At 70.9% G+C, this 26,701-nt stretch carries 24 protein-coding genes and 3 tRNA genes; 15 read left to right on the top strand and 12 right to left on the bottom strand.

Annotation, left to right across the window (positions count from 1 at the left end):
* Positions 1-36 precede the first annotated feature (36 nt).
* From ABZX79_RS14385 to ABZX79_RS14345, 9 genes are all read left to right on the top strand, one after another.
* Positions 37-252, top strand: coding sequence for a hypothetical protein (locus ABZX79_RS14385; protein ID WP_215132704.1), 216 nt, complete (start codon positions 37-39; stop codon positions 250-252).
* 198 nt (positions 253-450) lie between these two features.
* The gene (locus tag ABZX79_RS14380) at positions 451-999 is read left to right on the top strand and encodes a hypothetical protein (RefSeq protein ID WP_355256011.1); all 549 of its coding nucleotides are present in this window, start codon (positions 451-453) and stop codon (positions 997-999) included.
* Positions 1,000-1,070: 71 nt separating this feature from the next.
* Positions 1,071-1,499, top strand: a complete 429-nt coding sequence (gene tadA, locus ABZX79_RS14375; RefSeq protein WP_355256480.1) for a tRNA adenosine(34) deaminase TadA — start codon at positions 1,071-1,073, stop codon at positions 1,497-1,499.
* Between the two features lie 58 nt (positions 1,500-1,557).
* Positions 1,558-1,644 (top strand) — tRNA-Ser (locus ABZX79_RS14370).
* Between the two features lie 94 nt (positions 1,645-1,738).
* Positions 1,739-1,903, top strand: coding sequence for a hypothetical protein (locus ABZX79_RS14365; protein ID WP_355256009.1), 165 nt, complete (start codon positions 1,739-1,741; stop codon positions 1,901-1,903).
* Between the two features lie 27 nt (positions 1,904-1,930).
* Positions 1,931-2,224 carry a Dabb family protein gene (locus ABZX79_RS14360; RefSeq protein ID WP_214974122.1) on the top strand — a complete coding sequence of 98 codons (294 nt, stop codon included), beginning with the start codon at positions 1,931-1,933 and terminating at the stop codon, positions 2,222-2,224.
* A 181-nt stretch (positions 2,225-2,405) separates the two neighbouring features.
* Positions 2,406-3,266, top strand: a complete 861-nt coding sequence (locus tag ABZX79_RS14355) for an RNA polymerase sigma factor SigF (RefSeq protein ID WP_215132868.1) — start codon at positions 2,406-2,408, stop codon at positions 3,264-3,266.
* A 222-nt stretch (positions 3,267-3,488) separates the two neighbouring features.
* Positions 3,489-4,355: an RNA polymerase sigma factor SigF gene (locus tag ABZX79_RS14350; protein WP_214974123.1), complete on the top strand. Its 867-nt coding sequence runs from the start codon at positions 3,489-3,491 to the stop codon at positions 4,353-4,355.
* A gap of 45 nt (positions 4,356-4,400) precedes the next feature.
* Positions 4,401-5,252, top strand: coding sequence for a hypothetical protein (locus ABZX79_RS14345; RefSeq protein ID WP_355256005.1), 852 nt, complete (start codon positions 4,401-4,403; stop codon positions 5,250-5,252).
* A 15-nt stretch (positions 5,253-5,267) separates the two neighbouring features.
* On the opposite strand, the gene ABZX79_RS14340 is transcribed toward ABZX79_RS14345, so the two are convergent.
* Positions 5,268-5,483, bottom strand: a complete 216-nt coding sequence (locus tag ABZX79_RS14340) for a hypothetical protein (protein WP_355256003.1) — start codon at positions 5,481-5,483, stop codon at positions 5,268-5,270.
* Positions 5,484-5,695: 212 nt separating this feature from the next.
* Here ABZX79_RS14340 and ABZX79_RS14335 point away from each other — a divergent pair, with 212 nt between their 5' ends.
* From ABZX79_RS14335 to ABZX79_RS14325, 3 genes are all read left to right on the top strand, one after another.
* Positions 5,696-6,181, top strand: a complete 486-nt coding sequence (locus ABZX79_RS14335; RefSeq protein WP_355256000.1) for a MarR family transcriptional regulator — start codon at positions 5,696-5,698, stop codon at positions 6,179-6,181.
* Positions 6,182-6,195: 14 nt separating this feature from the next.
* Positions 6,196-8,616, top strand: coding sequence for an MFS transporter (locus ABZX79_RS14330; RefSeq protein ID WP_355255997.1), 2,421 nt, complete (start codon positions 6,196-6,198; stop codon positions 8,614-8,616).
* A gap of 167 nt (positions 8,617-8,783) precedes the next feature.
* Positions 8,784-9,602: a YceI family protein gene (locus ABZX79_RS14325; protein ID WP_355255994.1), complete on the top strand. Its 819-nt coding sequence runs from the start codon at positions 8,784-8,786 to the stop codon at positions 9,600-9,602.
* Between the two features lie 254 nt (positions 9,603-9,856).
* On the opposite strand, the gene ABZX79_RS14320 is transcribed toward ABZX79_RS14325, so the two are convergent.
* From ABZX79_RS14320 to ABZX79_RS14280, 9 genes are all read right to left on the bottom strand, one after another.
* Complete coding sequence (locus ABZX79_RS14320; RefSeq protein ID WP_355255991.1) at positions 9,857-10,618, bottom strand: TetR/AcrR family transcriptional regulator; 762 nt, start codon at positions 10,616-10,618, stop codon at positions 9,857-9,859.
* Positions 10,619-10,699: 81 nt separating this feature from the next.
* Positions 10,700-12,208 (bottom strand): MFS transporter, encoded by a 1,509-nt coding sequence (locus ABZX79_RS14315; protein ID WP_355255988.1) that lies wholly within the window; start codon positions 12,206-12,208, stop codon positions 10,700-10,702.
* 94 nt (positions 12,209-12,302) lie between these two features.
* Entirely contained in the window at positions 12,303-14,225 is a 1,923-nt protein-coding gene (locus tag ABZX79_RS14310) for a glycosyltransferase family 39 protein (RefSeq protein WP_355255985.1), read from the bottom strand.
* A complete protein-coding gene (locus ABZX79_RS14305; protein WP_355255982.1) occupies positions 14,222-15,514 on the bottom strand; it encodes a bifunctional glycosyltransferase family 2/GtrA family protein in 1,293 nt (430 codons plus the stop codon). The genes ABZX79_RS14310 and ABZX79_RS14305 overlap by 4 nt, the downstream gene beginning before the upstream one ends.
* A gap of 333 nt (positions 15,515-15,847) precedes the next feature.
* The gene (locus tag ABZX79_RS14300; protein ID WP_355255979.1) at positions 15,848-17,374 is read right to left on the bottom strand and encodes a HAMP domain-containing sensor histidine kinase; all 1,527 of its coding nucleotides are present in this window, start codon (positions 17,372-17,374) and stop codon (positions 15,848-15,850) included.
* Positions 17,375-17,381: 7 nt separating this feature from the next.
* Positions 17,382-18,104 carry a response regulator transcription factor gene (locus ABZX79_RS14295; protein ID WP_355255976.1) on the bottom strand — a complete coding sequence of 241 codons (723 nt, stop codon included), beginning with the start codon at positions 18,102-18,104 and terminating at the stop codon, positions 17,382-17,384.
* A 90-nt stretch (positions 18,105-18,194) separates the two neighbouring features.
* Positions 18,195-19,067, bottom strand: a complete 873-nt coding sequence (locus tag ABZX79_RS14290; protein ID WP_355255973.1) for an amidohydrolase family protein — start codon at positions 19,065-19,067, stop codon at positions 18,195-18,197.
* A complete protein-coding gene (locus ABZX79_RS14285; protein WP_355255970.1) occupies positions 19,054-19,392 on the bottom strand; it encodes an antibiotic biosynthesis monooxygenase in 339 nt (112 codons plus the stop codon). Before ABZX79_RS14285 ends, ABZX79_RS14290 begins: the two co-directional genes overlap by 14 nt.
* A gap of 86 nt (positions 19,393-19,478) precedes the next feature.
* The gene (locus tag ABZX79_RS14280; RefSeq protein WP_355255967.1) at positions 19,479-20,393 is read right to left on the bottom strand and encodes a DUF2797 domain-containing protein; all 915 of its coding nucleotides are present in this window, start codon (positions 20,391-20,393) and stop codon (positions 19,479-19,481) included.
* A gap of 232 nt (positions 20,394-20,625) precedes the next feature.
* Here ABZX79_RS14280 and ABZX79_RS14275 point away from each other — a divergent pair, with 232 nt between their 5' ends.
* Positions 20,626-21,276, top strand: coding sequence for a MerR family transcriptional regulator (locus ABZX79_RS14275; protein WP_355255964.1), 651 nt, complete (start codon positions 20,626-20,628; stop codon positions 21,274-21,276).
* Between the two features lie 61 nt (positions 21,277-21,337).
* Here ABZX79_RS14275 and ABZX79_RS14270 read toward each other — a convergent pair.
* Positions 21,338-21,410 (bottom strand) — tRNA-Arg (locus tag ABZX79_RS14270).
* 186 nt (positions 21,411-21,596) lie between these two features.
* Positions 21,597-21,687, bottom strand: a tRNA-Ser gene (locus ABZX79_RS14265).
* A gap of 194 nt (positions 21,688-21,881) precedes the next feature.
* Between ABZX79_RS14265 and ABZX79_RS14260 the strand changes: the two genes are divergently transcribed.
* Together ABZX79_RS14260 and ABZX79_RS14255 are read left to right on the top strand one after the other, a co-directional pair.
* Positions 21,882-22,364 (top strand): SSI family serine proteinase inhibitor, encoded by a 483-nt coding sequence (locus tag ABZX79_RS14260; protein ID WP_355255961.1) that lies wholly within the window; start codon positions 21,882-21,884, stop codon positions 22,362-22,364.
* A gap of 238 nt (positions 22,365-22,602) precedes the next feature.
* Entirely contained in the window at positions 22,603-26,634 is a 4,032-nt protein-coding gene (locus tag ABZX79_RS14255; protein WP_355255958.1) for a PAS domain-containing protein, read from the top strand.
* The last annotated feature ends 67 nt before the right edge of the window (positions 26,635-26,701 follow it).

The following is a 26,701-nucleotide window of genomic DNA, read 5'->3' as shown; positions in this document are numbered from 1 at the left end:
GTGGGGGACAGACGCGGGCTTGGGGTGGTGGGGCCGATGCCGGACGGGGACCAGGAGCAGGATCAGGAACAGGAAGCCGGGCAAGAACAGGAACAGCAGGAGAACATGGGTCTGGTCGACCGCAGGCGGCGGCGCGCCCAGTTCCTGCGCGAGTTGCACGAGGCGAAGGCACTGCGCGAGCGGGTACAGCCACGCCGGGCCCGGGCGGCCCGGATGCGGCAACAGATGCGGATGCGTACCTTCCGCTGGTAGGGGCTATCTCGCAGGACTGGTACACGACGCAAGAGCGGAAGACCTCTCGCGGAGCGATTGTTTCTGCCACGATTCCGAGTGGGCGGGGCTCGGAGCTGCGAAACGGTTTCTCCCCAACCTCAGCAACAACCTGAGCGACACCCTCCGGGCCGGGAGGAACTCCAACCGGCACTTCTCAAGACCAGTGGGAGAGTCACGGTGTACTTCGCCGCACTGCTCGCGCGCACCGAAGACGGGTGGAAAGCGAGCGACACGGAGCTCGACGACGTGGAAACCCTGTCCGACCTGACCGATCTGGCCCGCGAGGCCACGGTCGACGACGACACGGTGATCGTCTTCATCGAGCAGGAAGACGCATGGTTCGGCCTCGTCCGGGTGGACGGCGAGGAGGACCCACGTATCTATGTCTCGGACGCGGCCGCGGCCGCTCGTTCCTCGTACGGGGAGATCCTGCTCACCGACGAACTGCTCGGCCGGGATCCCGAGGACCCGGATGCCCTGGAAGACCTCGTCGACCTCGACGGCACGGAGGACGGGGAACCGGACGCGGAACTCAACGACCAGAACGACGAGGAGGAGATCACGGCGGACGACGGCAGCGTCGTACCGGCGGGTCCGCTCGGGGAGACAGGGATCCTGGCGGACCTCGGCCTGTCCGAGAAGGAGCTGCTGGCGCTGAGCACGGACGCACTTGGCGAGATCGCCGACGCGCTGGGCGCCGCCGACGTACTGGAGACCGTCCAGTAGTGAGCCCGGCAGTGACAGAAGAAGAACCGGAACCGGAACCCGATCCGGTACGGGACCGGTGGCGGGCGCCCATGCGCCTGGCCATGGACGAGGCGGCGCGGGCGGCGAAGGCCGGCGACGTGCCGGTCGGCGCCGTCCTGCTGGGCCCCGACGGCTCGCTGCTCTCGACGGGCCACAACGAGCGTGAGGCGACGGGTGACCCGACGGCGCACGCCGAGGTGCTGGCCATCCGCAGGGCGTCGCTCAAGCTCGGTGAGTGGCGGCTGACGGGCTGCACACTGGTCGTCACCCTGGAGCCGTGCACGATGTGCGCGGGTGCGCTCGTACAGTCCCGGGTGGACCGGGTCGTTTTCGGGGCGCTCGACGAGAAGGCGGGCGCCGCGGGTTCGCTCTGGGACGTCGTACGGGACCGGAGGCTGAACCACCGGCCCGAGGTCATCCAGGGCGTACTGGAAAGGGAGTGCTCGGCGCAGCTGACGGCCTTCTTCCGGGACCGCTGAAGGGACCGCCGAAGAACCGATTTCGGAGCACGGCCCGGCGTGGGCTAAGCTCTCTCTCGGTAGCGTGTCCGAGCGGCCTAAGGAGCACGCCTCGAAAGCGTGTGAGGGGGCAACTCCTCCGTGGGTTCAAATCCCACCGCTACCGCTCAGAACGAAAGCCCCGACTCCCGGAGTCGGGGCTTTCGTGTTGTGCGGTTAGACTCACGCGACTCACGGGACCGGCAGGGGAGGCCGCACAGATGGTGCAAACGAAGAAGATCGCGCTGTACATGGTCGTCGTCTTCGTGCTGTACACGATCATCACTTCCCCCGACCGGGCGGCCGATCTTGTCCAGATTGGGTTCGAAGGCGTGTCCAGTGCCGCTCAGGGCGTCGGCGAGTTCATGTCACAGCTGATCCAGTAAGCCCAGTAAGCACCGAAGGAGTGCCCCTTGATCCGCCATCTGGTCCTCTTCAAGCTCAACGAGGGTGTCGAGCGGGACGAACCGCGCGTCCTCGCCGGAGTGAAGGCGTTCGAGGAGCTCGACGGGGTCGTTCCCGAGCTGGAGTTCTGGGAATGCGCCTGGAACATCACCGACCGGCCCATCGCGTACGACTTCGCCATCAACTCGGCGGTCCAGGACCGCGATGCGCTGAAGCGGTACATCGAGCACCCGGCCCACCAGGCGGCCGCCGGACAGTGGCGTGAATTCGCCACGTGGGTGATCGCCGACTACGAGTTCTGAGCCCCCGCGACAGCAGGCCCCGCACCAGTCCGGTGCGGGGTTTTTGCATGCGTACGCCCCAACTTGCCCCTCAACACGGAGCTATGCGGTGCTTGCACACAGTGCACATGTCTTGTGATGCTATGACCGCTTTTGACGGATGAGTTGACCGTGGTTGACCGAGAAGAGGGGTGGCGTGACCGTGCCGGCCAGTACAGCGCCTCAAGCTCCGCCCCAGCAGCTTCAGCCGCTCCCGCCCGAGACCGCCCCCGAGCCCCCGGCGGGCGGCACCCCGAAGAGCCGCGGCGCGGACACCAGGGCCCTCACACAGGTGCTGTTCGGGGAGCTGAAGGGGCTGGACCCGGGGACACCCGAGCACAACCGCGTGCGCGGAGCGCTCATCGAGGCGAACCTGCCGCTGGTGCGGTACGCCGCCGCCCGGTTCCGCAGCCGCAACGAGCCGATGGAGGACGTCGTACAGGTCGGCACGATCGGACTGATCAACGCGATCGACCGCTTCGACCCGGACCGCGGCGTGCAGTTCCCGACCTTCGCGATGCCGACCGTCGTGGGCGAGATCAAGCGGTACTTCCGCGACAACGTCAGGACCGTCCACGTGCCCCGGCGGCTGCACGAGCTGTGGGTACAGGTCAGCGGGGCCACCGAGGACCTCACGACGGCCCACGGGCGCTCCCCCACGACCGCCGAGATCGCGGAGCGCCTGCGGATCTCCGAGGACGAGGTGCTGGCCTGTATCGAGGCCGGGCGCTCGTACCACGCGACCTCACTGGAGGCCGCCCAGGAAGGTGACGGGCTGCCGGGGCTGCTCGACCGGCTCGGGTACGAGGACCCGGCACTGGCCGGCGTCGAGCATCGCGACCTCGTGCGGCACCTGCTCGTACAACTGCCCGAGCGCGAACAACGGATCCTGCTGCTCCGGTATTACAACAACCTGACGCAGTCCCAGATCAGCGCCGAACTGGGCGTCTCGCAGATGCATGTGTCAAGACTTCTGGCGAGAAGCTTCGCCCGCCTTCGATCCGCAAATCGAATCGAGGCGTAACCGGATCGTGTAGTACCCGCCGAATGGCCGAAAAGCCGCACACCCCCCTTTTCCTGCGCAGATTTGTCGACTTGGCGCTACAGCGTGTTGCCGACATGTGACATTCTGCTGGAACCGCGTTTGCCGCAGCTCCGCCGCCGGTATTCAGGTGGAGGCTGCTCTCCTCCGACGGGAGCGCCCGCCGCTACCGTCAGCGACCTCAGTGCTTGAAAGGGGGCCGGCATGTCCGCAGATCAGGGCAGCTCGAAGGTGCTCACGAAGGAAGTGCCCGCCGTGCTCGACCAGGTGACGGCTCCTCCGCCGCCGCTCGTCGTGTCACAGCCGGAAGCAATCGACACCCGCACTCTGTCCCGCTCGCTCTTCCTGCGGCTTGCCGCCCTGGACAAGGACAGCCCTGACCGTACGTACGTACGGGACACGCTCATCGAACTCAACCTCCCTCTGGTGCGTTACGCCGCGGCCCGGTTCCGCAGCCGCAACGAGCCGATGGAGGACATCGTCCAGGTCGGCACGATCGGCCTGATCAAGGCGATCGACCGGTTCGACTGCGAACGGGGCGTGGAATTCCCGACGTTCGCGATGCCGACGGTCGTGGGCGAGATCAAGCGCTTCTTCCGCGACACCAGTTGGTCGGTACGGGTCCCGCGCCGTCTCCAGGAGCTGCGGCTCGCGCTGACGAAGGCCAGCGACGACCTGGCTCAGAAGCTCGACCGTTCGCCGACCGTTCCCGAACTCGCCGCGGTGCTCGGCGTGTCGGAGGAGGACGTCGTCGATGGGCTGGCAGTGGGCAACGCCTACACGGCCAGTTCGCTGGACTCGCCCTCCCCCGAGGACGACGGCGGCGAGGGTTCGCTGGCGGACCGGCTCGGGTACGAGGACACGGCGCTGGAAGGCGTCGAGTACCGCGAATCGCTGAAGCCGCTGCTGGCCAAACTGCCGCCGCGCGAACGCCAGATCATCATGCTGCGGTTCTTCGCGAACATGACCCAGTCCCAGATCGGCGAAGAGGTCGGAATCTCCCAGATGCACGTCTCGCGCCTGCTGACGCGCACGCTCTCGCAGCTGAGGGAAGGCCTCATCGCCGACTGATGCTGGGCTCTTTCTAATTGACGGTGCGTCAGACACACTGGCGCGATGCGACGTCATGGTCTGACACACGGCCGCCGAGGCGCTGCGACGAGCGCCGCGGCGGTTGTGCTGTGTCTGGGCGCGGTACTGGCAGCGTGCGGCGGCGGGAGCGGCGACGACGACGGTTATGCGGCGGTCGGCGCGGCGGGCTCGGGTCCGGAGCGGGCGCCGGGACGGGCCGTACCGCCGGAGGGCAAGGTCGAGTTGGTGCCGCTCGACGGGGACAGCGCGCGTGGTGGTGGTGACGGGCGCGGGTCCCCGCCCCCGTCCCCGTCCTCGCCCTCGTCCCCGTCCTCACCGGAAGGCGGCGACGACGACCGCGACAGAGGTACGCCCGAGGCCGGTGGCGGCGGTGAGGAGCCGTCCGGCGACAGCGGCAGCCCGGGCTCGACGGACGCGCCGGACGCCCCGGAAGTGCCCGACGCGCCTGGCGACGGCGGAGGTGGCGACAGTGGTGACGGCGGCGACAACGGGAGCGATGGCGGTACGTCGACAAAGCCGCCGGTGACCGGATCGCCCGGGGCGCCGAGTTCGCCGGCGCCGCCCCCGGGGCCCGCCGTACTCAAGCTCGGTGACCCTGTGCTCGCCGCCGGTGAGAAGCGGTGGTGCGAGAAGGTGACCGTACCGTTCCGCAACACCGGGGAATCAGCGGTCCGTTCGGGCACCGTGACCTTCGCGACGCACATCATCGGCGCGCTCGGCATCGACTGGGACACCAGGATGTCGACCCAGCCGCTGCCCGGGCCGATCGCCGCGGGCGCGGCCGTGAAGAAGACGTACACCGTGTGCGTGGACGCCTGGCGGGTGCCGCTGGGTATGCGTGTCGAGACCCAGAAGGTCACCGCCGACTGGCAGTGATCATTTACAGCGTGATCAGCCGAACGCGAGCCAGGCGACCGCCGCGAGGATCGCGACGGCGGCTACGACGCCGATGATCAGGCCGGTCTTGGGGCCGCCCGACGCGGCGGCCGCGGCCGGCTGCTGCCGCTGCGGTTCGCCGTCGTCTACGAAGGCGCGGAACATCTGGGTGCTGCCCGCCGGGTCGTGCTGACCCTCGGGGCCCTGCGGAGCGTGGGGGTTGTGTGCCATGGGGCACGACCCTAGCGAAGTGGGCCCGCTCCGCACACCCCCGGACCCTCCGAGGCGCGTGATCTGCGGCTTTACCGGCCATGCGGACGTCCTTGACCTGCCGTGCACGGAGCCTTTTGGGTTCCTTTACTCCCACAGGCCCGAATTAGTTTGCCTGAAGCAACCAACTACTTCTATGGTTGCCCTAAGCAACAAGATGTTCGGAGGTGCCCATGGCCGCACAGAGTCAGTTCGAGGAACTGGCCCGGCAGCTCAGTGCCATAGGTGCCGTGAAGCGCGATCTCGCACGCGTCCTCCCCGCCCACTGCCCGGCCGGATCGGCCGCCGTACTCACTCTCCTCGACCGGCACGGCGAGATGCGGATGAGCCGGCTCGCCGAACTCCTCGCGGTCGACATGTCGGTAACCAGCCGGCACGTGGCGCATGTGGCGGAGCGCGGCTGGATCGACCGGGCCCCCGACCCGTGCGACAAGCGTTCACGCATCCTGCGGCTCAACCCGGCGGGCCGAGCGCTCCTGGAGGAACTCTCCGAGCGCTACACCCAGACGCTCGCCGGCGCCCTCGACGACTGGTCCGACGACGAGGTCGGACAGCTCAACACGATGCTGGCCCGCCTGCGCAGCAGCTTCGGAGACTGCCGGGCGCGGGCCCCGCACCACTTCGAGCACGACTCAGCGATACCCGCAACACCCGCGTAAAGCAAAGGAATTCAATGGCTACGACCACACCGGCCGGTGTGCGGGGCGGCCACGCCAAGCAGGGGTCCCCCCACCACTCCCCCTCCGACGGCGGCGCGCCGATGACTCACCGGCAGATCATGGAGGCCCTCACCGGTCTTCTGCTCGGCATGTTCGTCGCGATGCTCTCGTCGACGATCGTGTCCAACGCCCTCCCCGAGATCATCAGGGACCTCGACGGCACCCAGAGCGCGTACACCTGGGTCGTCACCGCCGCCCTCCTCTCCATGACCGTGACCACCCCCCTGTGGGGCAAGCTGGCGGACCTCTTCAGCAAGAAGCTGCTGGTCCAGATAGCCCTGGTCATCTTCGTCATCGGCTCGGCGCTCGCAGGCATTTCTCAGAACACCGGCACGCTCATCGCCTTCCGCGTGCTCCAGGGCGTCGGTACCGGCGGTCTGGTCGCGCTGTCGCAGATCGTGATCGCCGCGATGATCCCGCCGCGTGAGCGCGGCCGGTACGCCGGTTACATCGGCGCGACCTTCGCGGTCGCCACGGTCGGCGGGCCGCTGCTCGGCGGTGTCATCACCGACACCGACTGGCTGGGCTGGCGCTGGTGCTTCTACGTCGGCGTGCCGTTCGCGGCGATCGCCCTGGTCCTCCTCCAGAAGACCCTCAAGCTCCCGGTCGTCCGCCGCAAGGTCAAGATCGACTGGCTCGGCGCCTTCTTCCTGGCCGCCTCCGTCTCCCTGCTGATGATCTGGGTGACCCTGGCGGGCGACAACTACGACTGGATCTCGTGGCAGACGTATGCGATGGTCGGCGGCTCGGTCGTGCTCGGGCTCATCTTCATCCTCGTCGAGACGAAGGCCGCGGAGCCCCTGATTCCGTTGCGCTTCTTCCGTAACCGCACGATCGCGCTCACGTCCTTCGCGAGCCTTTTCGTCGGTGTCGCGATGTTCGGCTCGACCGTCTTCCTCAGCCAGTACTTCCAGCTGGCCCGGGACAAGTCGCCGACGATGTCCGGCGTCATGACGATCCCGATGATCGCGGGACTCTTCATCTCGTCCACGGTGTCCGGCCAGATCATCACCAAGACCGGCCGCTGGAAGGGCTTCCTGGTCGGCGGCGGTGTCGGCCTGGTCGCGGGCCTGGGCCTGCTCAGCACGATCAAGTACGACACGGACTACTGGCAGGTCGCCGTCTACATGGCGGTCCTCGGCCTCGGCCTCGGCATGATGATGCAGAACCTGGTCCTGGCCTCGCAGAACCAGGTGGAGCCCGCCGAGCTCGGCGCGGCCAGCTCACTGGTCACCTTCACCCGCTCCCTCGGCGGCGCGGTCGGCGTCTCCGCGCTCGGCGCGGTGCTCTCCAGCCGCATCACGCATTACGTCGAGGACGGCCTGGCCGCGCTCCACATCAAGCCGGGCGCGGCGGGCGGCGGGAACACGATCCCGGACATGGACGCCCTGCCGGCGCCGGTCAGGACCGTCATGGAGAGCGCGTACGGCGACGGGGTCGCCGACCTCTTCCTGTACGCCGCGCCCATCGCGCTGATCGGTCTCGTACTGGTGCTGTTCGTGAAGGAGGTCGCTTTGAAGTCGTCCAACGACGATGCGGCGCCCGCTGCTGTGGAGGCGCCGCAGGCCGTCTCCGCCACCGAGGCCGTCGTCGTCGCCGCCCCGCCCGTGACGGGCAAGACCCTGCACGGCACGGTCCGTACCGCCGAGGGAGCGGCCGTGCCGCAGGCCGCGGTCACGCTGATCTCCCTGGCCGGGCGGCAGCTCGGCCGCGCGGTCGCCCAGGACGGCCGTTACGCGCTGGACGCCCCGGCTGCCGGTTCATACGTCCTGATCGCCTCCGCCGACGGCTTCCAGCCGCAGGCCTCCACGGTGGTCGTGGGTGACGAGCCCGTCGCGTACGACATCCTCCTGTCCGGTACGAGCGGCCTCACCGGGACCGTGCGCGCCGCCGACGGCGGGCTGCCGGTCCAGGACGCGATGGTGATCGTGACGGACGTGCGCGGCGATGTGCTGGCCACGGACAAGTCCGCCGCCCAGGGGGAGTTCATCTTCGGCGAGCTAATCCCGGGCACGGTGACGGTCGCGGTGAACGCGGCGGGATTCCGGCCGATGGCGCTGCCGGTGGAGATCGGCGGCCAGGGCATCACCCGCATCGAAGTCGCGCTCCAGGCAGGTGCGCTGGTCCAGGGCACGGTACGCGGCGGCGCCGACCGGCGCCCGCTGGCCGACGCCCGGGTGACGCTGATGGACGCGGCCGGGAACGTGGTCGCCACCTCCACCACCGGGGACGACGGGGCGTACGCCTTCGCCGACCTCGACTCGGGCGAGTACACGGTCGTCGCGACCGGCTACCCGCCGGTGGCCGGAGCCCTCACGGTCACGGGCCGGGGCGTCGACGGCCACGACATCGAACTCGCCCACCCGGGCGAGTAATCCAGAGCCCCCGGCCGCGCGGCGGGTGCGTCCTTGGCGGAGGCGCGCCCCTCGTGACGTGCGGCCGGTGTGGAAACGGGCCCCGGTGGCGGGGCCGACAGGCAGGGGACGCCTGTCGGCCCCGGCCCCGGGGCCCTCGTAATTCATTGGCAAGGAGAGAAAACGGGATGGGACTTCGCGCACAGGTACGGACCCGGGACGGCTGGGCCGTGCAGCACGCGGTGGTGACCGTGACCGACATGACGGGCACGCAGGTGATCCGGGCGGATGCGGATGAGGAGGGTTCGGTAAGGACCGATGCTCCCTTGTCGCCCGGTCCTTACACGGTGATCGTCACGGCGGCCGGTTACGCCCCGGCGGCGTCCACGGCGTTCGTCACGGCGAGCGGCCGGGCGGAGGCCGGCACGGTCGTACTGGCCCGCCAGGGCGGCGTGGAACTCCCGCCGCCTGGTGTCTGGACGCTGGACCCGGCCCACTCCTCGGTGGCGGCGGTCGCCCAGCATCTGGGGATCTCCAGCGTGCACGGCCGGTTCCTCGAATTCGGCGGGCGCATCGAGATCGCGGAGGATCTCGGGAAGTCGCGCGTGGAGGCGGTGATCGGTGCGGCGAGCATTGATACGGGGAATCGGATGCGGGACGGGCATCTGAAGTCGCCGGACTTCCTGGACGTGGAGCGGTTTCCGGAGATCAGGTACAGCAGTACGGGCGTTGTCCCGGCGGGGCCGGACCGGTGGACGGTGCGGGGTGAGCTGTCGCTGCACGGGGTTGCTCGTGAGGTCGACCTGGACCTCAGCTACCTGGGGACCGGGCCGGATCCGTGGGGCGGCGTACGGGCGGCCTTTCGGGCGACGGCGGAGCTGCGGCGGGACGACTTCGCCATGAACTACAACCAGGTCGTCCAGGCGGGGATCTCGGCGATCGGGGCGACGCTAAGGGTTGAGCTGGACGTTCAGGCGGTGCGGGGGGATGCGCTGCCGCAGGGGTAGGTGCCGGGAGGCGAGCGGGCGGGCCGCTGCGCGGGGCCTTCCCCACCCCGCCCCTCCCCGCTGTGACACTTTGCGGCTGCCGCCGCGTGGGGGGCAAGCCCCCAGGCCCCCGGGACGCCCGGCGGGCGTGTCCTCAAACGCCGGACGGGCTGGAAAATCCAGCCCCTCCGGCGTTTGACGAGCGGGGCTGGGGCAGCGCCCCAGTTCGGGAAGGCGCGGGGTGGGGAAAAGCCCCGCAGGGCAGCGGGCGCCCACTACCCCGCGCGGGACGCCATCGCCTCGATGCCCGCGATCAGCGTCTCCAGCGCGAAATCGAAGTCCCGCTCCCGCATCTCCGCCACCGTGTCCCCGCCCCGCGCCTCCATCAGATCCTTCGCGCTCTCGAACGTCTCACGGAGCTCCGGCGCGGTGGCGAACGTCCCCATCGCCTGCCTGAAGAACTCGTCCTGGCTCATCCCCGCCGACGCGCACCGCTGCACGAAGTGGCCCTCGATCGTGCCGAATCCGTACACGAACTGGAAGACCGCGGACAGGCCCCCCATCTGCCCGTTCGGCGGCAGCCCGGTCGCGCGCATCACGTCCTGCGCCGCCCGCGAGAACGCCAGCGAGTGCGGCCCGATGTTCAGGTACGTACCGATCAGCGGCGCCACCCACACATGGCGGACCAGCAACTCCCGGTAGCTGGTGGCCAGTGCGCGCAGCCGGTCGCGCCAGTCATCGCCCTCGGCCGGCGGCGTGATCTCGCTGAAGACCGAGTCCAGGGCCAGTTCCAGCAGGTCGTCCTTGGTATCGACGTACCAGTAGACCGACATGGCGGTCACGTTCAGCTCGGCGGCGAGCCGGCGCATGGAGAACTTCGCGAGCCCCTCGGCGTCGAGCAGCCGCACCGACACCGCCGTGATCCGGTCCCGGTCGAGCCCGGCCGGCTGTTCGGCCTTGCGGGTGCGTGATGTCTTTCCCTCCAGCCAGACGCTGTTCCGAGCTGGATTCTTGACGCGGTCGGCCGCGGACACCATGGGCGCACACTCCTCGTTCTCCCGGCGGGGCGGGGGCGGGCCACGGACCGGAATGTTCCGGTCCGCTCCCCCGCTTCGATGCTATGCCGCTGCTGCTCCCGATGAGTCTGCCCGCTCCGCCCGCCGCAGCAGCACCGCGGCGAGCAGTCCGCCCGCGAGCACCGCGACCGCGCCCACCAGTTGGCTGGTCTCGACGCCGGAAGCGAAGGCGTCCGCGATACGGGCCCGCTCGCCCGCGTCACCCGCCGCCGCCAGCGCCGCCGGCAGCGAGGCCGCGCCGACAGCGGCTGGTACGAGCGCGGCGAAGCGGGAGTTCAGTACCGCGCCCAGGACGGCGACGCCGAGGCCGTTGCCGAACTCGGCCAGCGTGCCGTTCACGCCCGCGCCGACGCCCGCCTTCTCCGGCGGGATGGCGCTCATGATGGCGTTGGCCATGGCAGGCATGGCGAGCGAGATGCCCGCGCCCATCACCACCAGGCCGAGCAGCATTCCGCCGTATCCGGAGCTGCCGAGCAGTGCTATCGCGGCGAGGCCTGCCGACAGCAGCGTCATACCGGAGGCGATGGTTCCGGGCGTACCCAGCTTCGGCAGCAGCCGCGCACCGAGGCCCGTGAGGTTGAGCGCCACGACCGTGAGCGCGAGCGGCGCCGTCCGCAGCCCGGCTTCCAGCGGCCCGTACCCAAGCACGAACTGCAGGTGCTGCGTCAGAAGGAACAGCGAACCGCCCATCCCGAACGCCACCAGGATCGCTCCCGCGACCGCTCCGACGAAGCGCTGGTTGCGGAAGAAGTGCATGTCCAGCATCGGGTACGGGACGCGCAGCTCCCACACGGCGAAGGCGCCCAGGACGATGACGCCCGCCGCCGCCGAGACCAGCACCTGCGGAGAGGTCCAGCCGTGCTCGGGGCCGGAAATGATCGCGTACACGACGGCCGTCATACCGATGGTGGAGAGCAGTGCTCCGAGCAGGTCGGGGCGGTCGCCCTGCTTGCTCTTGGACTCCGGTACGAGCGAGACGACCGCGATGAGGCCGACGATCGCGACCGGGATGTTGATCAGGAAGATCGCTCCCCACCAGAAGTGGTCGAGCATGACCCCGCCGATCAGCGGGCCGACCGCGAAGCCGAGGGAGTTGACCGTCGACCAGAGACCGATGGCCTTCACGCGCTCGGTGTCGTCGAAGATCTGCACGACGACGGCGAGGGTGGTGGTGATCAGCAGCGCGCCGCCGATACCCATGCCCGCGCGGGCGCCGATCAGCTGGGCGCTGGACTGGGCGAGACCGGCGACGAGCGAGCCGATGCCGAAGAGCGCCAGGCCGGCGACCAGCATCTTCTTGCGCCCGTAGCGGTCGGCGGCGCTGCCGGCGGTGAGCAGCAGGCCGGACTGGACCAGGGAGTACGCGTTGATCATCCACTGGATGTCGGCGGTGGACGCGTCCAGTTCCTTGGTCAGGGACGGGATCGCGACGTTGAGGACGGTGTTGTCGAGCAGCACGGTGAGCTGGGCAAGGCAGATGACACCGAGGATCAGCCAGCGCTGCGGGTGGCCTTGCACGGTGGGGCGGTTCTCGGCGGTCATCGCCGTCATGCGGAGGTCTCCTTGTACGGGTACGGGGGCAGGCACGGGGGCGGAACGAATCCGCTCCCGTACACCGTACAAGGAAGTCCTATACGCCGTATAGCTATTTCCGTTCCGTCAGGTCGTAGACGGTCGTCCCGTCGACGGTGACCTTGATGAAGTTGGCCTCGACCCAGGTGGTGATCGCGGAGTTGCCGCCGCCGATGAAGTAGTGGATCTCGCCCTTCTGTACGTACGCCTTGAACTCGGCCGGGGTCGGGGACGGGTCGCTGCCGTTGAACCCGCCGATCGCCATCACCGGTTTCCGCGTGGCGAGTTGGTAGCTCGCGGCGTTCTGGGAGCCGATCGCGGCCGCCGCCCAGGTGTAGTCGTCGGCGCCTGCGCCGATCTTGGCCGCGGCCTTGGAGCTGACGCTCTGCCCGTTGAGCAGCCCGCCCATGCCGCCCCCGCCGCCGCCTTCGCGGCCTGCCGCTGCTCCAGGAGTGCCACCGGGCCTCGCGCCGCCAGTGACGGCCAGTTGCCCACCCGGGCCCGCCGGGGGCTGCCCCATGGAGCCCACCGGGCGCTCACCCATACCAGGCCCCCCACCGGGTCCGCCCCGCGGCGACGCCGGGCCCGCCGTCACGATCGAACCGGTGTGCGCGCTGCCGACCGTGGAGGCGGCGTACGCGCTCGGCCCCGCCAGCGCCGCCGCGAGCCCGAGCCCTGCGGCGCCGAGGGCGATCCGCCGGTCCACGCGCCCCGCGAGCAGCAGACCGAGTCCGGCTGCCAGACCGCAGGCGAGCACGGCCCAGCGCAGCCACGGCAGGTAGTCCGCGGTGCGCCCCAGCAGGACGTACGCCCACAGGGACGTCACCACGGCCGTCGCGCCCAGCGTCCCCGCCGCCACCAGCGAGCGGCGTTCCTCCCAGAGCACGGTCGTACCCATGCCGATCAGGGCGGCGATGTACGGGGCGAGGGCCACCGTGTAGTACTCGTGGAAGATCCCGGCCATGAAGCTGAAGACGGCGGCGGTCATCAGCAGCGAGCCGCCCCACGCGACAAAGGCGGCGCGAGCCGTGTCGGTCCGCTTCGCCTTCCAGGTGATGACGAGCCCGGCCACCAGCAGGATCAGCGCGGCGGGCAGCAGCCAGGAGATCTGGCCGCCGATGTTCGTACTGAACATCCGCCCGATGCCGCTCTCACCCCAGCCTCGGCCACCGCCGCCACCACCCGCACTCCCCGTCTCCTCGCCGTTGATGCGGCCGAGGCCGTTGTACCCGAAGGTCAGCTCCAGGAAGCTGTTGGTCTGTGAGCCGCCGACGTACGGGCGCGAGGCCGCCGGCCACAGCTCGACGATCGCGACCCACCAGCCGCCCGCGACGACGGCCGCGAGCCCGGCGAGGGCGAGCTGGCCGAGGCGGCGGCGTACGGACGTGGGCGCGCACACGGCGTACAGCACGGCGAGCGGCGGCAGGATCAGGAACGCCTGCAAGGTCTTGGTCAGAAACGCGAAACCGACCGCGACACCCGCCCAAACCAGCCACTTGGCCCGCGCCCCCTCCAGCGCCCGCAGCACGCAGTACACGGTCACGGTCATCAGCAGCGCGAGCAGTGCGTCCGGATTGTTGAACCGGAACATCAGCGCGGCGACCGGAGTGAGCGCCAGCACCGCACCTGCGATCAGGCCGGCGGCGGGGGAGAAGCGTCGGCGTACGGCGGCGTACAGCACCGCGACCGTCCCCACTCCCATCAGCACTTCGGGGACGAGGATCTGCCACGAACCGAGGCCGAAAAGCCGTACGGACAGGGCCATCGGCCACAGGGCGGCGGGGGGCTTGTCGACGGTGATGGAGTTCGCGGCGTCGGACGAGCCGAAGAAGAAGGCTTTCCAGCTCTCGCTGCCGGCCTGGACAGCGGCGGAGTAGAAGGAGTTGGCGTAGCCGGAGGAGCTGAGGTTCCAGAGATAGAACAGCGCGGTGGCGATCAGCAGCCCGACGAGCGCGGGACGTACCCAGCGGGGATCGCGGTTGCGGTGTGTGGTCACAGGGCGGCCTTCTTGATCTTCGTCTTCATCTCGGGTTGATCGGTGCGCCGGTCGGGGAAGACCCAGGCGCGGAAGAGCAGGAAGCGGAGCACGGTCGCGGCGAGGTTGGCCGCGATGAGCACGGCGAGTTCGGTGCCGTGGGAGGGCGCGCCGGCCGCCGCTTCGAGGGCGGCGAGCGAGCCGCTGGTGAGGGCGAGCCCGATGCCGAACACCACAAGCCCCTGGGCCTGATGGCGTACGGCACGCTCACGGCCGCGTACCCCGAAGGTGAGCCTCCGGTTGGCCGCCGTGTTGCCTACGGCCGAGACGAGGAGGGCGAGGGCATTGGCCACCTGCGCCCCCGCTCCCGCCCGGAAGACGGAGTACAGCACCAGGTAGGCGAGCGTGCTGAGCGCGCCCACGACGCAGAACCCGACGAGCTGGCGGGCCAGCCCGCCGGGCAAGCCGCCGATCGTCCGGTCGCGAGGATCGTCGCCGAAGGGCCGCGCGAGCCGGTCCAGCGGCAGCGCGCCCACGGCAAGCGCCCGCCCGACCCGCCACACGCCCCTGAGGTCATCGACGGCCGTGCGCACGATATGCACCGTGCTGTCGGGATCATCGACCCAATCGACCGGCACCTCGTGGATACGCAGCCCGGCCCGTTCAGCCAGCACCAGCATCTCGGTGTCGAAGAACCACCCGGTGTCCTCGACCATCGGCAGCAGCCGCTCCGCCACATCGGCGCGTATCGCCTTGAACCCGCACTGCGCGTCGGAAAAGCGCGCGGCGAGCGACGATCGAAGGATCAGGTTGTACGTACGGGAAACGAACTCGCGCTTCGGCCCGCGCACGACCCGCGAACCGCCCGCGAGCCGGGAGCCGATGGCGAGGTCGGAGTGGCCGGAAATCAGCGGAGCGACCAGAGGCAGCAGCGCCTTGAGGTCGGTGGACAGATCAACATCCATGTAGGCGAGGACAGGCGCGTCGGAACGCTCCCAGACGGCGCGCAGCGCCCGCCCGCGCCCCTTCTGCTCCAGCCGTACGGAGGCCACTTCCGCCATCACGCGCCCGAGCCGGTCGGCGATGTCGGGCGTGCGGTCGGTGCTCGCGTTGTCGGCGACGGTGATCCGGAAGGCGTACGGGAAGGTGCGGTCCAGATGCTCGTGGAGCCGGAGCACGCAGGCTTCGAGGTCCTTCTCCTCGTTGTGCACGGGAATGACGACGTCAAGCACGGGTACGGGGGCGCCGGATTCCCCTGCCGGAAGGTGCTCCCTGGCCGGAAGGGCGCCCGCTGAAGTGTGGGTTCGCATGTCCCCGACACTCACGAACTGCCCTGTCAGGAGCGTGTGACGCGCCTGTGCCGAACCTGTGAGCCCTCATCAGCGCCACGTACGAGACCACGCCCGAGGGGGAACGAGCCGGCGCAGGGCTTCCCAGCCGCCGGACCGCGAGGACGCGCCCGACCGCGTCTCACGTGCCACGCTGCCGGAGGGGACGTGTCGGGGCGCTCCCCGCAGGGCGTCGAACGCAACCCGCCCCCAACAAAACCCAGTACCCAAGTGTTCGGCGACCGAGGAGACGCCCCGGCGCGGGACCGACCGCGAAGCGCGCGGACCCCGAAGCGCAAAGCACCGGGCACCCCATCAAGCCCCGGGCAACCGCACCGCGAAAACCGTTCGCCCCGGCGCACTCTCCACCGTCACCCCTCCACCGTGCGCGCGCACAACCGCCTGCACGATAGCGAGCCCCAGCCCCGTTGACCCGGCCCCGGCACCCCCGCCCCCCGCCTCCCCCGCCCGCGCCCGCGCCCGCGCCCGCGACGCATCCCCCCGTGCGAACCGTTCAAAAACGTACGGCAGCAGCTCCGGCGCGACGCCCGGCCCGTCGTCCCGCACCTCCACCACCGTCCACCCGCCGCCGCCGCCCTCGCACCGCACAGCCGCCGTGACGGTGGTCCCCGCCGGGGTATGCGCGCGCGCATTGCCCAGCAGGTTCACCAGAACCTGCTGGAGCCGCGCAGGATCGCCCCGCACAACGGCGGGTTCGTCCGGCAGCTCCAGCCGCCACACATGCTCCCGCCCGGCCACCCGCGCATCGCTCACCGCGTCCACGACCAGCGGCGAGAGATCAGTGTCCTCGTACGACACCGAGAGCGGACGCCCCGCGTCCAGCCGTGCCAGCAGCAACAGGTCCTCCACCAGCCCCGTCATCCGCGCCGCCTCCGACTCGATCCGTCCGAGCGCGTGCCGCGTATCCGGCCCGGCCGCCTCGCGCCCCCGCCGCGTCAGCTCGGCGTACCCCCGGATCGAGGCCAGCGGCGTACGCAACTCATGGCTCGCATCAGCCACGAACTGCCGTACCCGCGTCTCACTCTCCTGCCGCGCCGCCAGCGCCGAACCGACGTGCCCGAGCATCCGGTTGAGCGCCGCACCGACCTGCCCGACCTCGGTCCGCGGGTCGGCCTCCTGGCCCCGTACCCGCTCGTGCAGCGCCACCTCGCCGCTGTGCAGCGGCAGTTCAGCGACGCGCGTCGCGGTCGCGGCGACCCGCCGCAGCGGACGCAGCGCGACCCCCACGAGCGCCGTCCCCGCGAGCCCCGCGGCCACCAGCCCGGCGGCCGTGACGCACACCTCGACCACGACCAGAGTGCTCACCGTGTCCTGTACGCCACCGAGCGGAAACCCCAACACGACCGAGCCGTCACCCGCCGAAACGATCCGGTAGTCACCGAGCCCCGGAACGGCCACGGTGTGCGGCTCGGAGTCCCGCTCGACCGACCCCAGCGCCCGCGCCTGCGCGCCGGACAGCGCCGCCAGATGCGCCTCGGGCCGTACCCCCTCCGCTTCGACGCTCTTCGCGCTGACGCGCACGGTCCCGTCCGCCCCCACACGCCCCCCGACGGTCCCCAGCGGCTGTCCCGGCGCCGCCACGAACCTCAGCTCCCGGCCGGCCGCCGCCCCCTCCGTCGCCGCCCCCTCCGTCGCCCCCGCCTCCGGCGCCTCCTCCGCCGCCGGGTCACGCTCGGCCCGCCGCACGGACGACACCAGCTCGCCGTCGAGCTGATTCTCCAGATACGAGTGCAGCGCGATCGTCGTAACCGCCCCGATCACCGCCGCGACCACCGCGATCAGCGCGAGAGCCGACACCACCAGACGCGTCCGCAGGGACACCGCGCGCTCACCCACCCGGCTTGATCAGATAGCCCGCCCCACGCCGGGTGTGGATCATCGGCGGGCGGCCGGCGTCGATCTTCCTCCTCAGGTACGAGATGTAGAGCTCGACGACGTTCACCTGCCCGCCGAAGTCGTAGCTCCACACCCGGTCCAGGATCTGCGCCTTGCTGAGCACGCGCCGCGGGTTGCGCATGAGGAAGCGCAGCAGCTCGAACTCGGTAGCGGTCAGGTGAATCCCCTCGCCGCCCCGCGCCACCTCGTGACTGTCCTCGTCCAGCGTCAAGTCCCCGAGCTCCAGAAGCGATGCACTGCGTACGGCCGCGGCCGCCGTGCCCGAGCGACGGATCAGCCCACGCAGCCGCGCCACGACCTCCTCCAGGCTGAACGGCTTGGTGACGTAGTCGTCGCCACCCGCCGTCAGCCCCGCGATTCGGTCCTCCACAGAGTCCTTGGCGGTCAGAAACAGCACAGGCACGTCCGGCAGTTCGCAGCGCAGGCGCCCAAGAACAGCCAGGCCGTCCATGTCCGGCAGCATCATGTCCAGTACGACCGCGTCGGGCCGGAAGCCGCGCGCGGAACGGACCGCGCCCGCGCCGTCGCAGGCGCTGCGGACCTCCCACCCCTCGTATCGGAGCGCCATCGACAGCAGCTCGGCGAGCGGCGCCTCGTCGTCCACGACGAGCACCCGTACGGGCCCGCCGCCGGGTCTCAGCATTTCGGTACGCATGGGGGCCAGGCTGGGCGACGCCCCTGAGAGCGCTCTTTCCCGTTCCTGTGAATCCCCTGAGAAACCCGGACGACGCGCCCCGCCGCCCCCTCACACCCCGAAGAGCCGCTCCGCGTTGCCGTAACAGACAGCCCGCAGCCAGTCGTCCCCCAGCCCGAGCCGCTCCAGGGCCTCCAGCTGATGCCCGTAGCCGTACGGAATGTTGGGAAAATCCGTCCCCAGCAGAACCCGGTCACCCAGCTCCGCCAGCCTCCCCAGTTCCCCCTCGGGGAAGGGCGTGAAGCGCTCGGAGAAGTCGGTGAAGGCCATGGTCGTGTCCAGCCTGACCTCCCCGTACCGTTCGGCCAGCTCAAGGAAATCGGCGTACTCCGGCATCCCCATGTGCGCCACCACGAGCCTCAGCCGCGGGTGCCGCGTCAGCAGCCGGCCGACCGGCTCGGGCCCGGTGTGCTTGCCGGGCGCGGGTCCCGAACCGCAGTGCATCACCACCGGAATACCGGCCTCCGCCAGGAGCCCCCACGCGGGGTCGAGCAGCGCGTCGTTCGGGTCGTACGCCCCGACCTGGAGGTGCGACTTGAAGACCCGCGCCCCGCTCTCCACGGCCTGCCGCACGTACGCCGCCACCCCGTCCTCCGGGAAGAGCGTCGCCGTATGCAGGCAGTCAGGGGTCCGGGCGGCGAAATCCGCCGCCCAGCCATTGAGCCAGGCCGCCATCCCCGCCTTGTGCGGGTAGATCATCGAGGTGAAGTGCCGCACCCCGAACTCCCGCAGCAGCGCGACCCGTTCCTCTTCCTCGTGCCGGTAGGTGATGGGCCATTCCGTCCCGGTCAGCGGCCCGACGGCATCGAAGTACGCCCACACCTTCCTGAGCACCTGATCCGGCATGAAATGCGTGTGTACGTCGATGATCCCCGGCAGCCCGAGCCGCTCCCAGAACCGCCGTACGTCTTCAGCCTCGTTCAAAGCCGTAACTCCACTCCACCTTGGCGACGTGAACGGTGTAGTTCTCGTACCACTCGTCCCGGCCCTGCTGCTGCACGGCCCGGTGCTCCGCGTTCCGCTGCCAGACGCCGATCGCTTCCTCGTCCCGGAAGTACCCGACGGTGATCCCGAGCCCGCCCGGCGTCCGTGCGGACTCGTACCCGAGGAACCCGGGCACGTCCTTCACGAGCTCGGCCATGCGTTCGGCGGCCTCGCCGTATTCGCCGGCCCCGTCCTCCCTCCTCACCGACGTGAAAACCACGGTGTAGTAGGGCGGTTGATGCGCCTCGACAGGTCTGATGTCCATGTCGATCACCCTCCGACACGCACGTCCCCCGGTCCAGCCCCATGGCCACAAGGGATCCAAAGGGGATCCATCTCTTGACCTTCGCGTCAGAAAAGCCCCCCTTGCACCCCCGGCTCCACGCTCATCACCGGCACCGTCACGCCGGCCCCGGCATCAGCCCCCGCGTCGGCCCCAGCCAGCTCCCACCCGCTCATCAGCCGCGTATCGAGCACCACCACCCCACCGTCCGCCGTCCCCAGATGCAGATCGGGCCCGGCAGCGGCCAGCAGCCGCCCCGCGACCACCCCGCCCGGGGCCAGCTCGGTCACCACGCCGGTCATCGGCCGCAGCCCTTCGAGCCCGAACACCCCGGCGTGGTCCACCGCCTCGAACGGCGCCCGCTCCAGCGACTCGGGCCACCCCACCAGCGCCCCGGCCCGCCGGTGCAACTCCGCGATCTCCCGTGCCCGCTCCCCGCGCGCGGGCAACGAGACCCGCTCGGCCCTCTTCACCTTGTACGGGATCCGGTCCGGCACCCCCAGCGCCGCCCGCAGCAGCTCCTCGGTCCGCCGGGCCGCCATCAGCGGCCCGCGCCCCAGCCAGGTGAACGCGACCGCCCCCTGCTCCAGCAGCCGGGCGGACCCGCGCTCGTCCGCCGTGATCCCGACCTTGACCATCCCGGGCCCGAACCAGGCCAGGTAGACGGCGTACGGCCGGGGATCGTCGGCCATCGTGTCCGCCGCCACCGACCGCGACCGGTCCAGCCGCGCACACTCGGAGCACTGCCCCCCGCTGCTCCGTCGCGGCACCACGGCGCGCAGCGGACACCCGCCCCGGCGCGCCCCGACACACAGGCGCTCGACGCCCGCCACCCGGAACGCGACATCGCCCCCGTACGTCAGCTCACTGACGCGCTCGACACCTCCCGGCCGTCCCCCGCTCCCACTCCCGCTCCCGCCCCCGTACCAGGCAAGCGCCGGCCGCCCCGCCGTCCACCGCAAACCACCGCACAGCCAGCCCATACCCGCAGGCTAACGACCCCCTCTGACAACTGGCGGGCCGCCGGCCGTCAGGCAGCGGCTCCGGCGCGGACCGTACGAAGACCTGAACGTGCGGCGGAGCGGCGTTGGGCGTGACCCAGGGGAGTGTCGGCCCTCGCACTTCTCGCCTTCGTAGGGAGGTAGTGACACTATCCATATTTAGAGAGTGACACTCTCTAATGGCCAGCCGAGAAGAAAATGGGGGAGCAAGCCGGTGCGAATTTCCGAGCTGAGCCGCCGCAGCGGAGTGCCGATCACGACGATCAAGCACTACCTCCGGGAGGGCCTGCTGCCACCCGGCCGGCCGACGTCCGCCACCCAGGCGGAGTACGGGGAGCCGCACGTACGCCGCCTCCGGCTGATCCGCGCCCTCATCGGCGTACGGGGGCTGTCGATCGGCGCAACACGGGAAGTGCTGAAGGCCGTGTCCGAGAACGAAACGGACCCGCACCAGGTACTCGGCCTCGTGCTCGGCGCCAGACCGCCCGTCCTAGCGGAGGAAGACACCGGAGAAGGCACCGGGGAAGGTTCCCGCGAACGCCCTGCCGGGGCAGCCGACACGGACGCACTGCTGGCAGAGATGGGCTGGGAGGTCTCCGAGCACGCCCCGGCCAAGAGCGTCGTCGCCGAGACCCTGGAGACCCTGCGCTCACTCGGCGTGGACTACGACTGGCGATCCCTCATCCCCTACGCGGCACTCGCCGAGCGCACGGCCACCCTCGATCTCGACCAACTGGCCGACACCACCGACCCCCTGGAACAGGCCGAACGAGCCCTGCTGCTGACCGTGTTGCTGGAACCCGCGCTACTGGCCCTGCGCCGCCTCGCCCAGGAGGCTGAGTCGGCCAGGCGCTACGGCGATTGACGGGCAACGATCAAAAAACCAGAGGCCCTGACGATTTCTCGTCAGGGCCTCTGGCCGGTTGTGCACTCGGCAGGATTCGAACCTGCAACCTTCTGATCCGTAGTCAGATGCTCTATCCGTTAAGCTACGAGTGCTTGGCGTCCGGGGCTTTTTCTGCCCCGTCGGCGTTGCGAGAACAACATTACATGACCTGCGCCGTCACGCGAAATCCATTAGCCGCACCCCTGCTGAGCTGCGGAAACGACCTTCAGACGGCTTCGAAACAGCCTGCGGAACGACCGAAGCCCCGGTCCTGGGACCGGGGCTTCGGTGATCATGCGCGGAGGCGGAGGGATTTGAACCCTCGATGGGCTTTAAGACCCAAACCGCATTAGCAGTGCGGCGCCATAGACCGGACTAGGCGACGCCTCCAGCACACTCTCTCGCCTGCGCGAGTGGGTGCGTGCAGATGATGACACAGCCTTGCGGGGTGCCACCAATCGCAGCCCACGGTACTAGGCAGGCAGGGGCCAGGGCAAAGTCTTACCGGTTGCGCAACGCCCGGGGCTGCGGAGCGTTAGAGAGTGCGGGGCGCCCCTGCCCCCTCTTGAACCTCAGGAGCCTCCATGCTGCGCCGTCTCACCCTCACCGCCGCCGCGTCCTTCGCCGCACTGTCCGCCGCCGTCCCCGGCACGTCGGCCGTGGCGGCGCCCGTCCCGCTTCCGCTGCTCCAGGACGTACTCCAGGGTGGCGCGCAGGACGGGCAGGACGCGCAGGACACGCAGGACCGGCTCACCGTGACGACGGCCGAGACGGGCAACCGCGCCGCCAATGGGACGTACGAACTGAAATGCGGGCCCACCGGCGGCACGCACCCGGAGGCGCAGGCCGCCTGCGACCGGCTCGAGGAGCTGGCCGGGGAGGACGGCGACCCCTTCGCCCCCGTGCCGCAGGACCGGATGTGCACCCACCAGCACGGCGGGCCGGCCACGGCGCGGATCACCGGTACCTGGAACGGGCGAAGCGTCGACGCGACGTTCAATCAGGGCAATGGCTGCGAAATCTCCCGCTGGCGTCAGATGGTGCCGGTGCTTCCCAGCGTGCGTTGACCGTCCGCTCCCGCTCCGCGCGCAGCGCCGCCCACAGGCACTCGTGCCTGGTCAGGGCCTACGCCGCGCCGTCCGACGGGGCCCCAAGCGCACACAACCTTGGTGAGAGCTCCCCCTCATCCGCCGTCGCGCGCCCATCGCCTGCCTTTAGACTCCCTCCAGTGACAGCTTGCGGCCCGAGGGGCAAAATGAGGCCGGCTGTCGGCAAGGTGCAGTAGTTCAGGGAGGAACCGTCGTCGTGAGCAGCAGGCCATCCCGAGGCGCTGCTCGCCTCGCAGCGATACTCGACGCACTTCCTGACGGGCTGTTGCTCGTCAATTGCAACGGCACCGTCGTCAATGCCAACACCATCGCCCTGGAGACGTTCGAGTCCCCGGGGACCGGCCTCGTCGGGCGCGGACTGCTCGATCTCCTGCCGACGTTCGACTCGAAGCTGATCCCCGGATCCATGCGCCGGGCCGACGGCGAGGACGATCAAGGGCGTACGAAGCCGACCCGGATGATCGCGCGCCGCACGGACGGGACGGAGTTCCCGGTCGAGGTGACCAGCGCGAACCTGGAGGACGGCCGGGATGCGTATGCGTCCCACAGCGACCGCCCCAGCTTCACCGGGGACGAGCTGCTGATGCTCGTCGTACGCGATCTGTCGGGGACCGTCGACACCGAGGCCGAGCTGGCCCGTTCGCAGCGCCAGACCGAGATGATCCTGCGGGCGGCCGCGGAAGGTGTCGTCGGGACGGACACCGACGGGCGCGTGGTGCTGGTCAACCCGGCCGCAGCGCAGATGCTGGGTTACCGCGCCAGCGACCTCGGCGGCAAGGAGCTGCACCCCCTCGCGATCCACTCGAAGTCCGACGGCAGCCCCTTCCCGTACGAGGACTCGCCGCTCGCCGACACCCTCAAGTCCGGGCGCAAGCACCGGGTGCGCGGGCAGGTCCTGTGGGCGAAGAACGGCAAGCCGGTCGCCGTCGACCTCACGACCGCTCCGGTACGGGACGGCGACCAGCTCGTCGGCGCCGTCATGACCTTCACCGACCGCCGGCCGTACGACGAACTGGTCGAAAAGCAGGCAGAGGTACTCGAGCGCGAGACCAAGCGGTACGAGGAGATGGCCGGGCGGCACGCCCAGCTGACCGCCGTCCTGGGCGAGTCGCTGCGCGGCCCGCTGGAAGAACTGCGCGGCGAGCTGGGGACGCTGGCCTCCGACCCCGCCGGACAGCTGTGGCCCGAGGCGAACCAGATCCTGCACCACCTGGCCGCCGGGTACGCCCGGATGACGACCCTTGTCGAGAATGTCCTGGGCTACCAGCGGCTCGCGGCGGGCACGGAGCAGCTGACGAAGGCGAAGGTGCTGCTCGACGGTGTCGTGGCGGCCGGTGTCGAGGGCGCGATCGATCTGATCGGTCCCGGGCGGGCGCAGTTCGCGGTGCACGCGCCGCCGATCGAGGCCGAGGTGGACGCCGGGCGGCTGGCGACGGCGCTCGCGCATCTCGTCGCCGACGTGGCCGGGATCGACTCGACGGGCAAGGCCCCGGCGGCGGCGCCCGGCGGCGGCTACACGGACTCGACGATCGTGGTCGCGGCGGCGCAGCGCGGTGAGGTCGTACGCATCGAGGTGCGCGGGCCGTACGCCGGGGGAGACCCGGTGCACGAGCCGATCGTGCGCGGCATCGTGGCGGCGCACGGCGGCGTGCTGCAGACGCACGAGGTGCCCGGCGTGGGCGGGAACGCGTATGTGCTGGAAGTGCCGCTCGGCACGGGCGCCGGGGCGGTCGCTCCGGCGTCGCAGGGCAAGGCGGCCGTCCCGGATCCGGTGCCGGTGCCGGCGCAGCAGTCGGCACCCGCGGACGGTGGCGGGCGGCGGGCGCGGCGGTCGTCCACGGACGCCTTCCTGGAGCTGGACGGCAAGCGCGCGACGGGCGAGCAGGCCGCCGCGGCGGCCGAGCCGGTTCCCACTGGCGCGGGTGCTGCGGGCTCTGTGGGTCCTGCGGGCTCTGAAGGCAAGGCGGCGGCGCCCACCGGGCGGCGCAGGGCGCGGCGTGGCGGGCCGGGCGAGGCGGACGCGGCAGGCGCGGTGGGCGCGGTGGCGGGGCCGCAGGAACGTATTCCGGCGCAGGTCTCCGGGGACGGTCCGGGCGCTGCTTCCGGCGCTGCTTCCGGTGCTGTTTCCGGCTCTGGTGGTACGGGGCGCAGGCGCGGGCGGCCCAGTCCCGTCGAGGGTGGCGGCGACGGGCGTACGGGCGGTGGAGGTGGCGGCGCCGTAGAACTGCGCGCCGCGCTGCCGGCCGCCGCGCCGCCCGTACCTTCGGGTGCGGTTTCGGAAGGCTCCGTCGTGACGGCTTCCGAGGGGGCGCACGGCACCGGGCGCGCGGCGCTCGGGGAGACGGTGCCGCCCCAGGGTGTGCCCGTCGACGCACAGGGGTCTACAGGGCGCCGTGCACGGCGTGGTGGGGATGCGGCGCACGAGAACGCACCCGCGCTGCCCGCCCTGCCTTCCGCACCGTCTGGCGGGAACGAGTCCGCGCAGCAGCAGCTCCAGCAACAGCAGGCTTCCGGGCGGCGTGCGCGCCGGGCGCTCGCGCCGCCGCCGCAGGAGCGGTCCGAGACGGCCCCCCGCAGCGCGTTCGCGCTGCCGCCGGCCGACGCCGACCGGGTGCCGCCGACGGCGGGTGAGGCGGATGCCTCGCTGCCGGGCCGCCATGACGCCGTACGCACCACTCCGGAGGCGGACCACACTCCGCCGCAGCCGCACCCGGCCCCGGCACCGACGGGGCGGCGCAGGGCGCCCAGCGACGTTCAGCCGGGGGAGTCCGGGCAGCCCGGACAGCCCGGACAGCCGGCGCGACCGGCGCGGGCAATGGCTTCGGTTCCGGACGGCAACGCCGCTCACGACAGCGATGCCGTCTCCGTGCCCCCGAGCTGGTCGGCCGCCCCCGGCGGAGCCACCGCGACGGCGACCGGTACGACGCAGACCTGGCCCGCTCCTGGCTTCGCGGTGGGAGCGGTGAGCGAGGACGACGCCGAGCCCGCCACCGGACCACAGCAGCCGCGCACCGCGCAGCCGTTGCCACCCGCCCAGCCCCTCCCCGCCGAAGCCCCCGCACCGGCCACGGCACCGGCACAGGCACCGGCAGCACCCGCACCCGCGTCCGCTCCCCTGCCCGCCGACTCCACGCAAGGCCGCGCGTTCAGCGTCCGTACCCTCGGCCAGGGCATGCCCTTCGCCCAGCAGATCGCCCAGCAGCAGAACCAGACCCTGGGTTCGGGACGGCGCCGTAAGCTCGCCGCCTCGCGTACGGAGGCGGAGCAGTCCACGCCCGCCGAAGGCACCGCGACGCAGGACAGCGCCGAGCCCGCGGCCCGTCCGCACCCCCAGGGCCCGGGCCAGGGCCCGCTCCAGCAGCGGCTGTCGCCCCAGGGCGAGGGCCGTGCGTACGCCATAGGCGCACCCGACGAGGGTTCGGAGGGCCCCGAGCCGCTGGACGGCCCCAACGGCGCCGTGGAGGTGGCCAACCGGCCCCAGCCGCAGCCTGTCGACGACGAGCTGCCCCCGGAGCCGCTCGACAACCCGCGCCGCCTGCTGGTGTGGCCCGCCCCGGACGTCTCCACGCAGCAGGCGCTGAGCGACCGCGGTTACCGCCCGGTGATCGTGCACTCCCGCGAGGAGGTCGACGCGCAGATAGCGGCGTTCCCCGCGGCGCTGTTCGTCGACCCGCTGACCGGGCCCATCACCCGTACGGCGCTCCAGTCCCTGCGCCAGGCCGCCGTCGCCGCCGAGGTCCCCGTCCTGGTGACGGCCGGGCTCGGGCAGGCGACGCGTGAGGCGGCGTACGGCGCGGATCCCGCCGTACTGCTGAAGGCGCTCGCGCCGCGCGACAGCGAGCAGCACCCGTCGCGCGTGCTGCTGATCGAGGAGCACGAGGAGATCGCGCTCGCGCTGACGGCGACGCTGGAGCGGCGCGGCATGCAGGTGGCGCGCGCCGGGACGGACACCGAAGCGGTCACGCTGGCGACGCAGATGCGGCCGAACCTGGTGGTGATGGACCTGATGCAGGTACGCCGCCGCCGCGCCGGAATCGTCGACTGGCTGCGCGCCAACGGGCAGTTGAACCGCACGCCGCTGGTCGTCTACACCTCGGCCGGACTCGACGAGGGCGAACTGCACCGGCTCGCCTCGGGGGAGACGGTGCTCTTCCTGGCGGAGCGCTCGACGAGCAGTGAGGTGCAGGGCCGGATCGTGGACCTGCTCGCGAAGATCGGCACGAACTGAGAACGAACTGAAGACTGGAGGGGCCCCGCGCCGTTGCGGGGCCCCTCCAGTGGTTCACGGGTGCGTC

The organism is Streptomyces sp. NPDC002994 (genome assembly GCF_040611155.1).
GTDB lineage: Bacteria > Actinomycetota > Actinomycetes > Streptomycetales > Streptomycetaceae > Streptomyces.
The sequence above is the reverse complement of the archived record's forward strand: the minus strand, read 5'-3'. Positions and strand labels throughout refer to the sequence as shown.

What these genes read in the sequence shown, in the direction of transcription:
- ABZX79_RS14385 (WP_215132704.1), top strand. Translation starts at nt 37, where the DNA reads ATGCCGGACGGGGACCAGGAGCAGGATCAGGAACAGGAAGCCGGGCAA.
- tadA (WP_355256480.1), top strand. Translation starts at nt 1,071, where the DNA reads ATGCGCCTGGCCATGGACGAGGCGGCGCGGGCGGCGAAGGCCGGCGAC.
- ABZX79_RS14365 (WP_355256009.1), top strand. Translation starts at nt 1,739, where the DNA reads ATGGTGCAAACGAAGAAGATCGCGCTGTACATGGTCGTCGTCTTCGTG.
- ABZX79_RS14350 (WP_214974123.1), top strand. Translation starts at nt 3,489, where the DNA reads ATGTCCGCAGATCAGGGCAGCTCGAAGGTGCTCACGAAGGAAGTGCCC.
- ABZX79_RS14345 (WP_355256005.1), top strand. Translation starts at nt 4,401, where the DNA reads ATGCGACGTCATGGTCTGACACACGGCCGCCGAGGCGCTGCGACGAGC.
- ABZX79_RS14340 (WP_355256003.1), bottom strand. Translation starts at nt 5,483, where the DNA reads ATGGCACACAACCCCCACGCTCCGCAGGGCCCCGAGGGTCAGCACGAC.
- ABZX79_RS14335 (WP_355256000.1), top strand. Translation starts at nt 5,696, where the DNA reads ATGGCCGCACAGAGTCAGTTCGAGGAACTGGCCCGGCAGCTCAGTGCC.
- ABZX79_RS14330 (WP_355255997.1), top strand. Translation starts at nt 6,196, where the DNA reads ATGGCTACGACCACACCGGCCGGTGTGCGGGGCGGCCACGCCAAGCAG.
- ABZX79_RS14325 (WP_355255994.1), top strand. Translation starts at nt 8,784, where the DNA reads ATGGGACTTCGCGCACAGGTACGGACCCGGGACGGCTGGGCCGTGCAG.
- ABZX79_RS14320 (WP_355255991.1), bottom strand. Translation starts at nt 10,618, where the DNA reads ATGGTGTCCGCGGCCGACCGCGTCAAGAATCCAGCTCGGAACAGCGTC.
- ABZX79_RS14315 (WP_355255988.1), bottom strand. Translation starts at nt 12,208, where the DNA reads ATGACGGCGATGACCGCCGAGAACCGCCCCACCGTGCAAGGCCACCCG.
- ABZX79_RS14305 (WP_355255982.1), bottom strand. Translation starts at nt 15,514, where the DNA reads ATGCGAACCCACACTTCAGCGGGCGCCCTTCCGGCCAGGGAGCACCTT.
- ABZX79_RS14295 (WP_355255976.1), bottom strand. Translation starts at nt 18,104, where the DNA reads ATGCGTACCGAAATGCTGAGACCCGGCGGCGGGCCCGTACGGGTGCTC.
- ABZX79_RS14285 (WP_355255970.1), bottom strand. Translation starts at nt 19,392, where the DNA reads ATGGACATCAGACCTGTCGAGGCGCATCAACCGCCCTACTACACCGTG.
- ABZX79_RS14280 (WP_355255967.1), bottom strand. Translation starts at nt 20,393, where the DNA reads ATGGGCTGGCTGTGCGGTGGTTTGCGGTGGACGGCGGGGCGGCCGGCG.
- ABZX79_RS14260 (WP_355255961.1), top strand. Translation starts at nt 21,882, where the DNA reads ATGCTGCGCCGTCTCACCCTCACCGCCGCCGCGTCCTTCGCCGCACTG.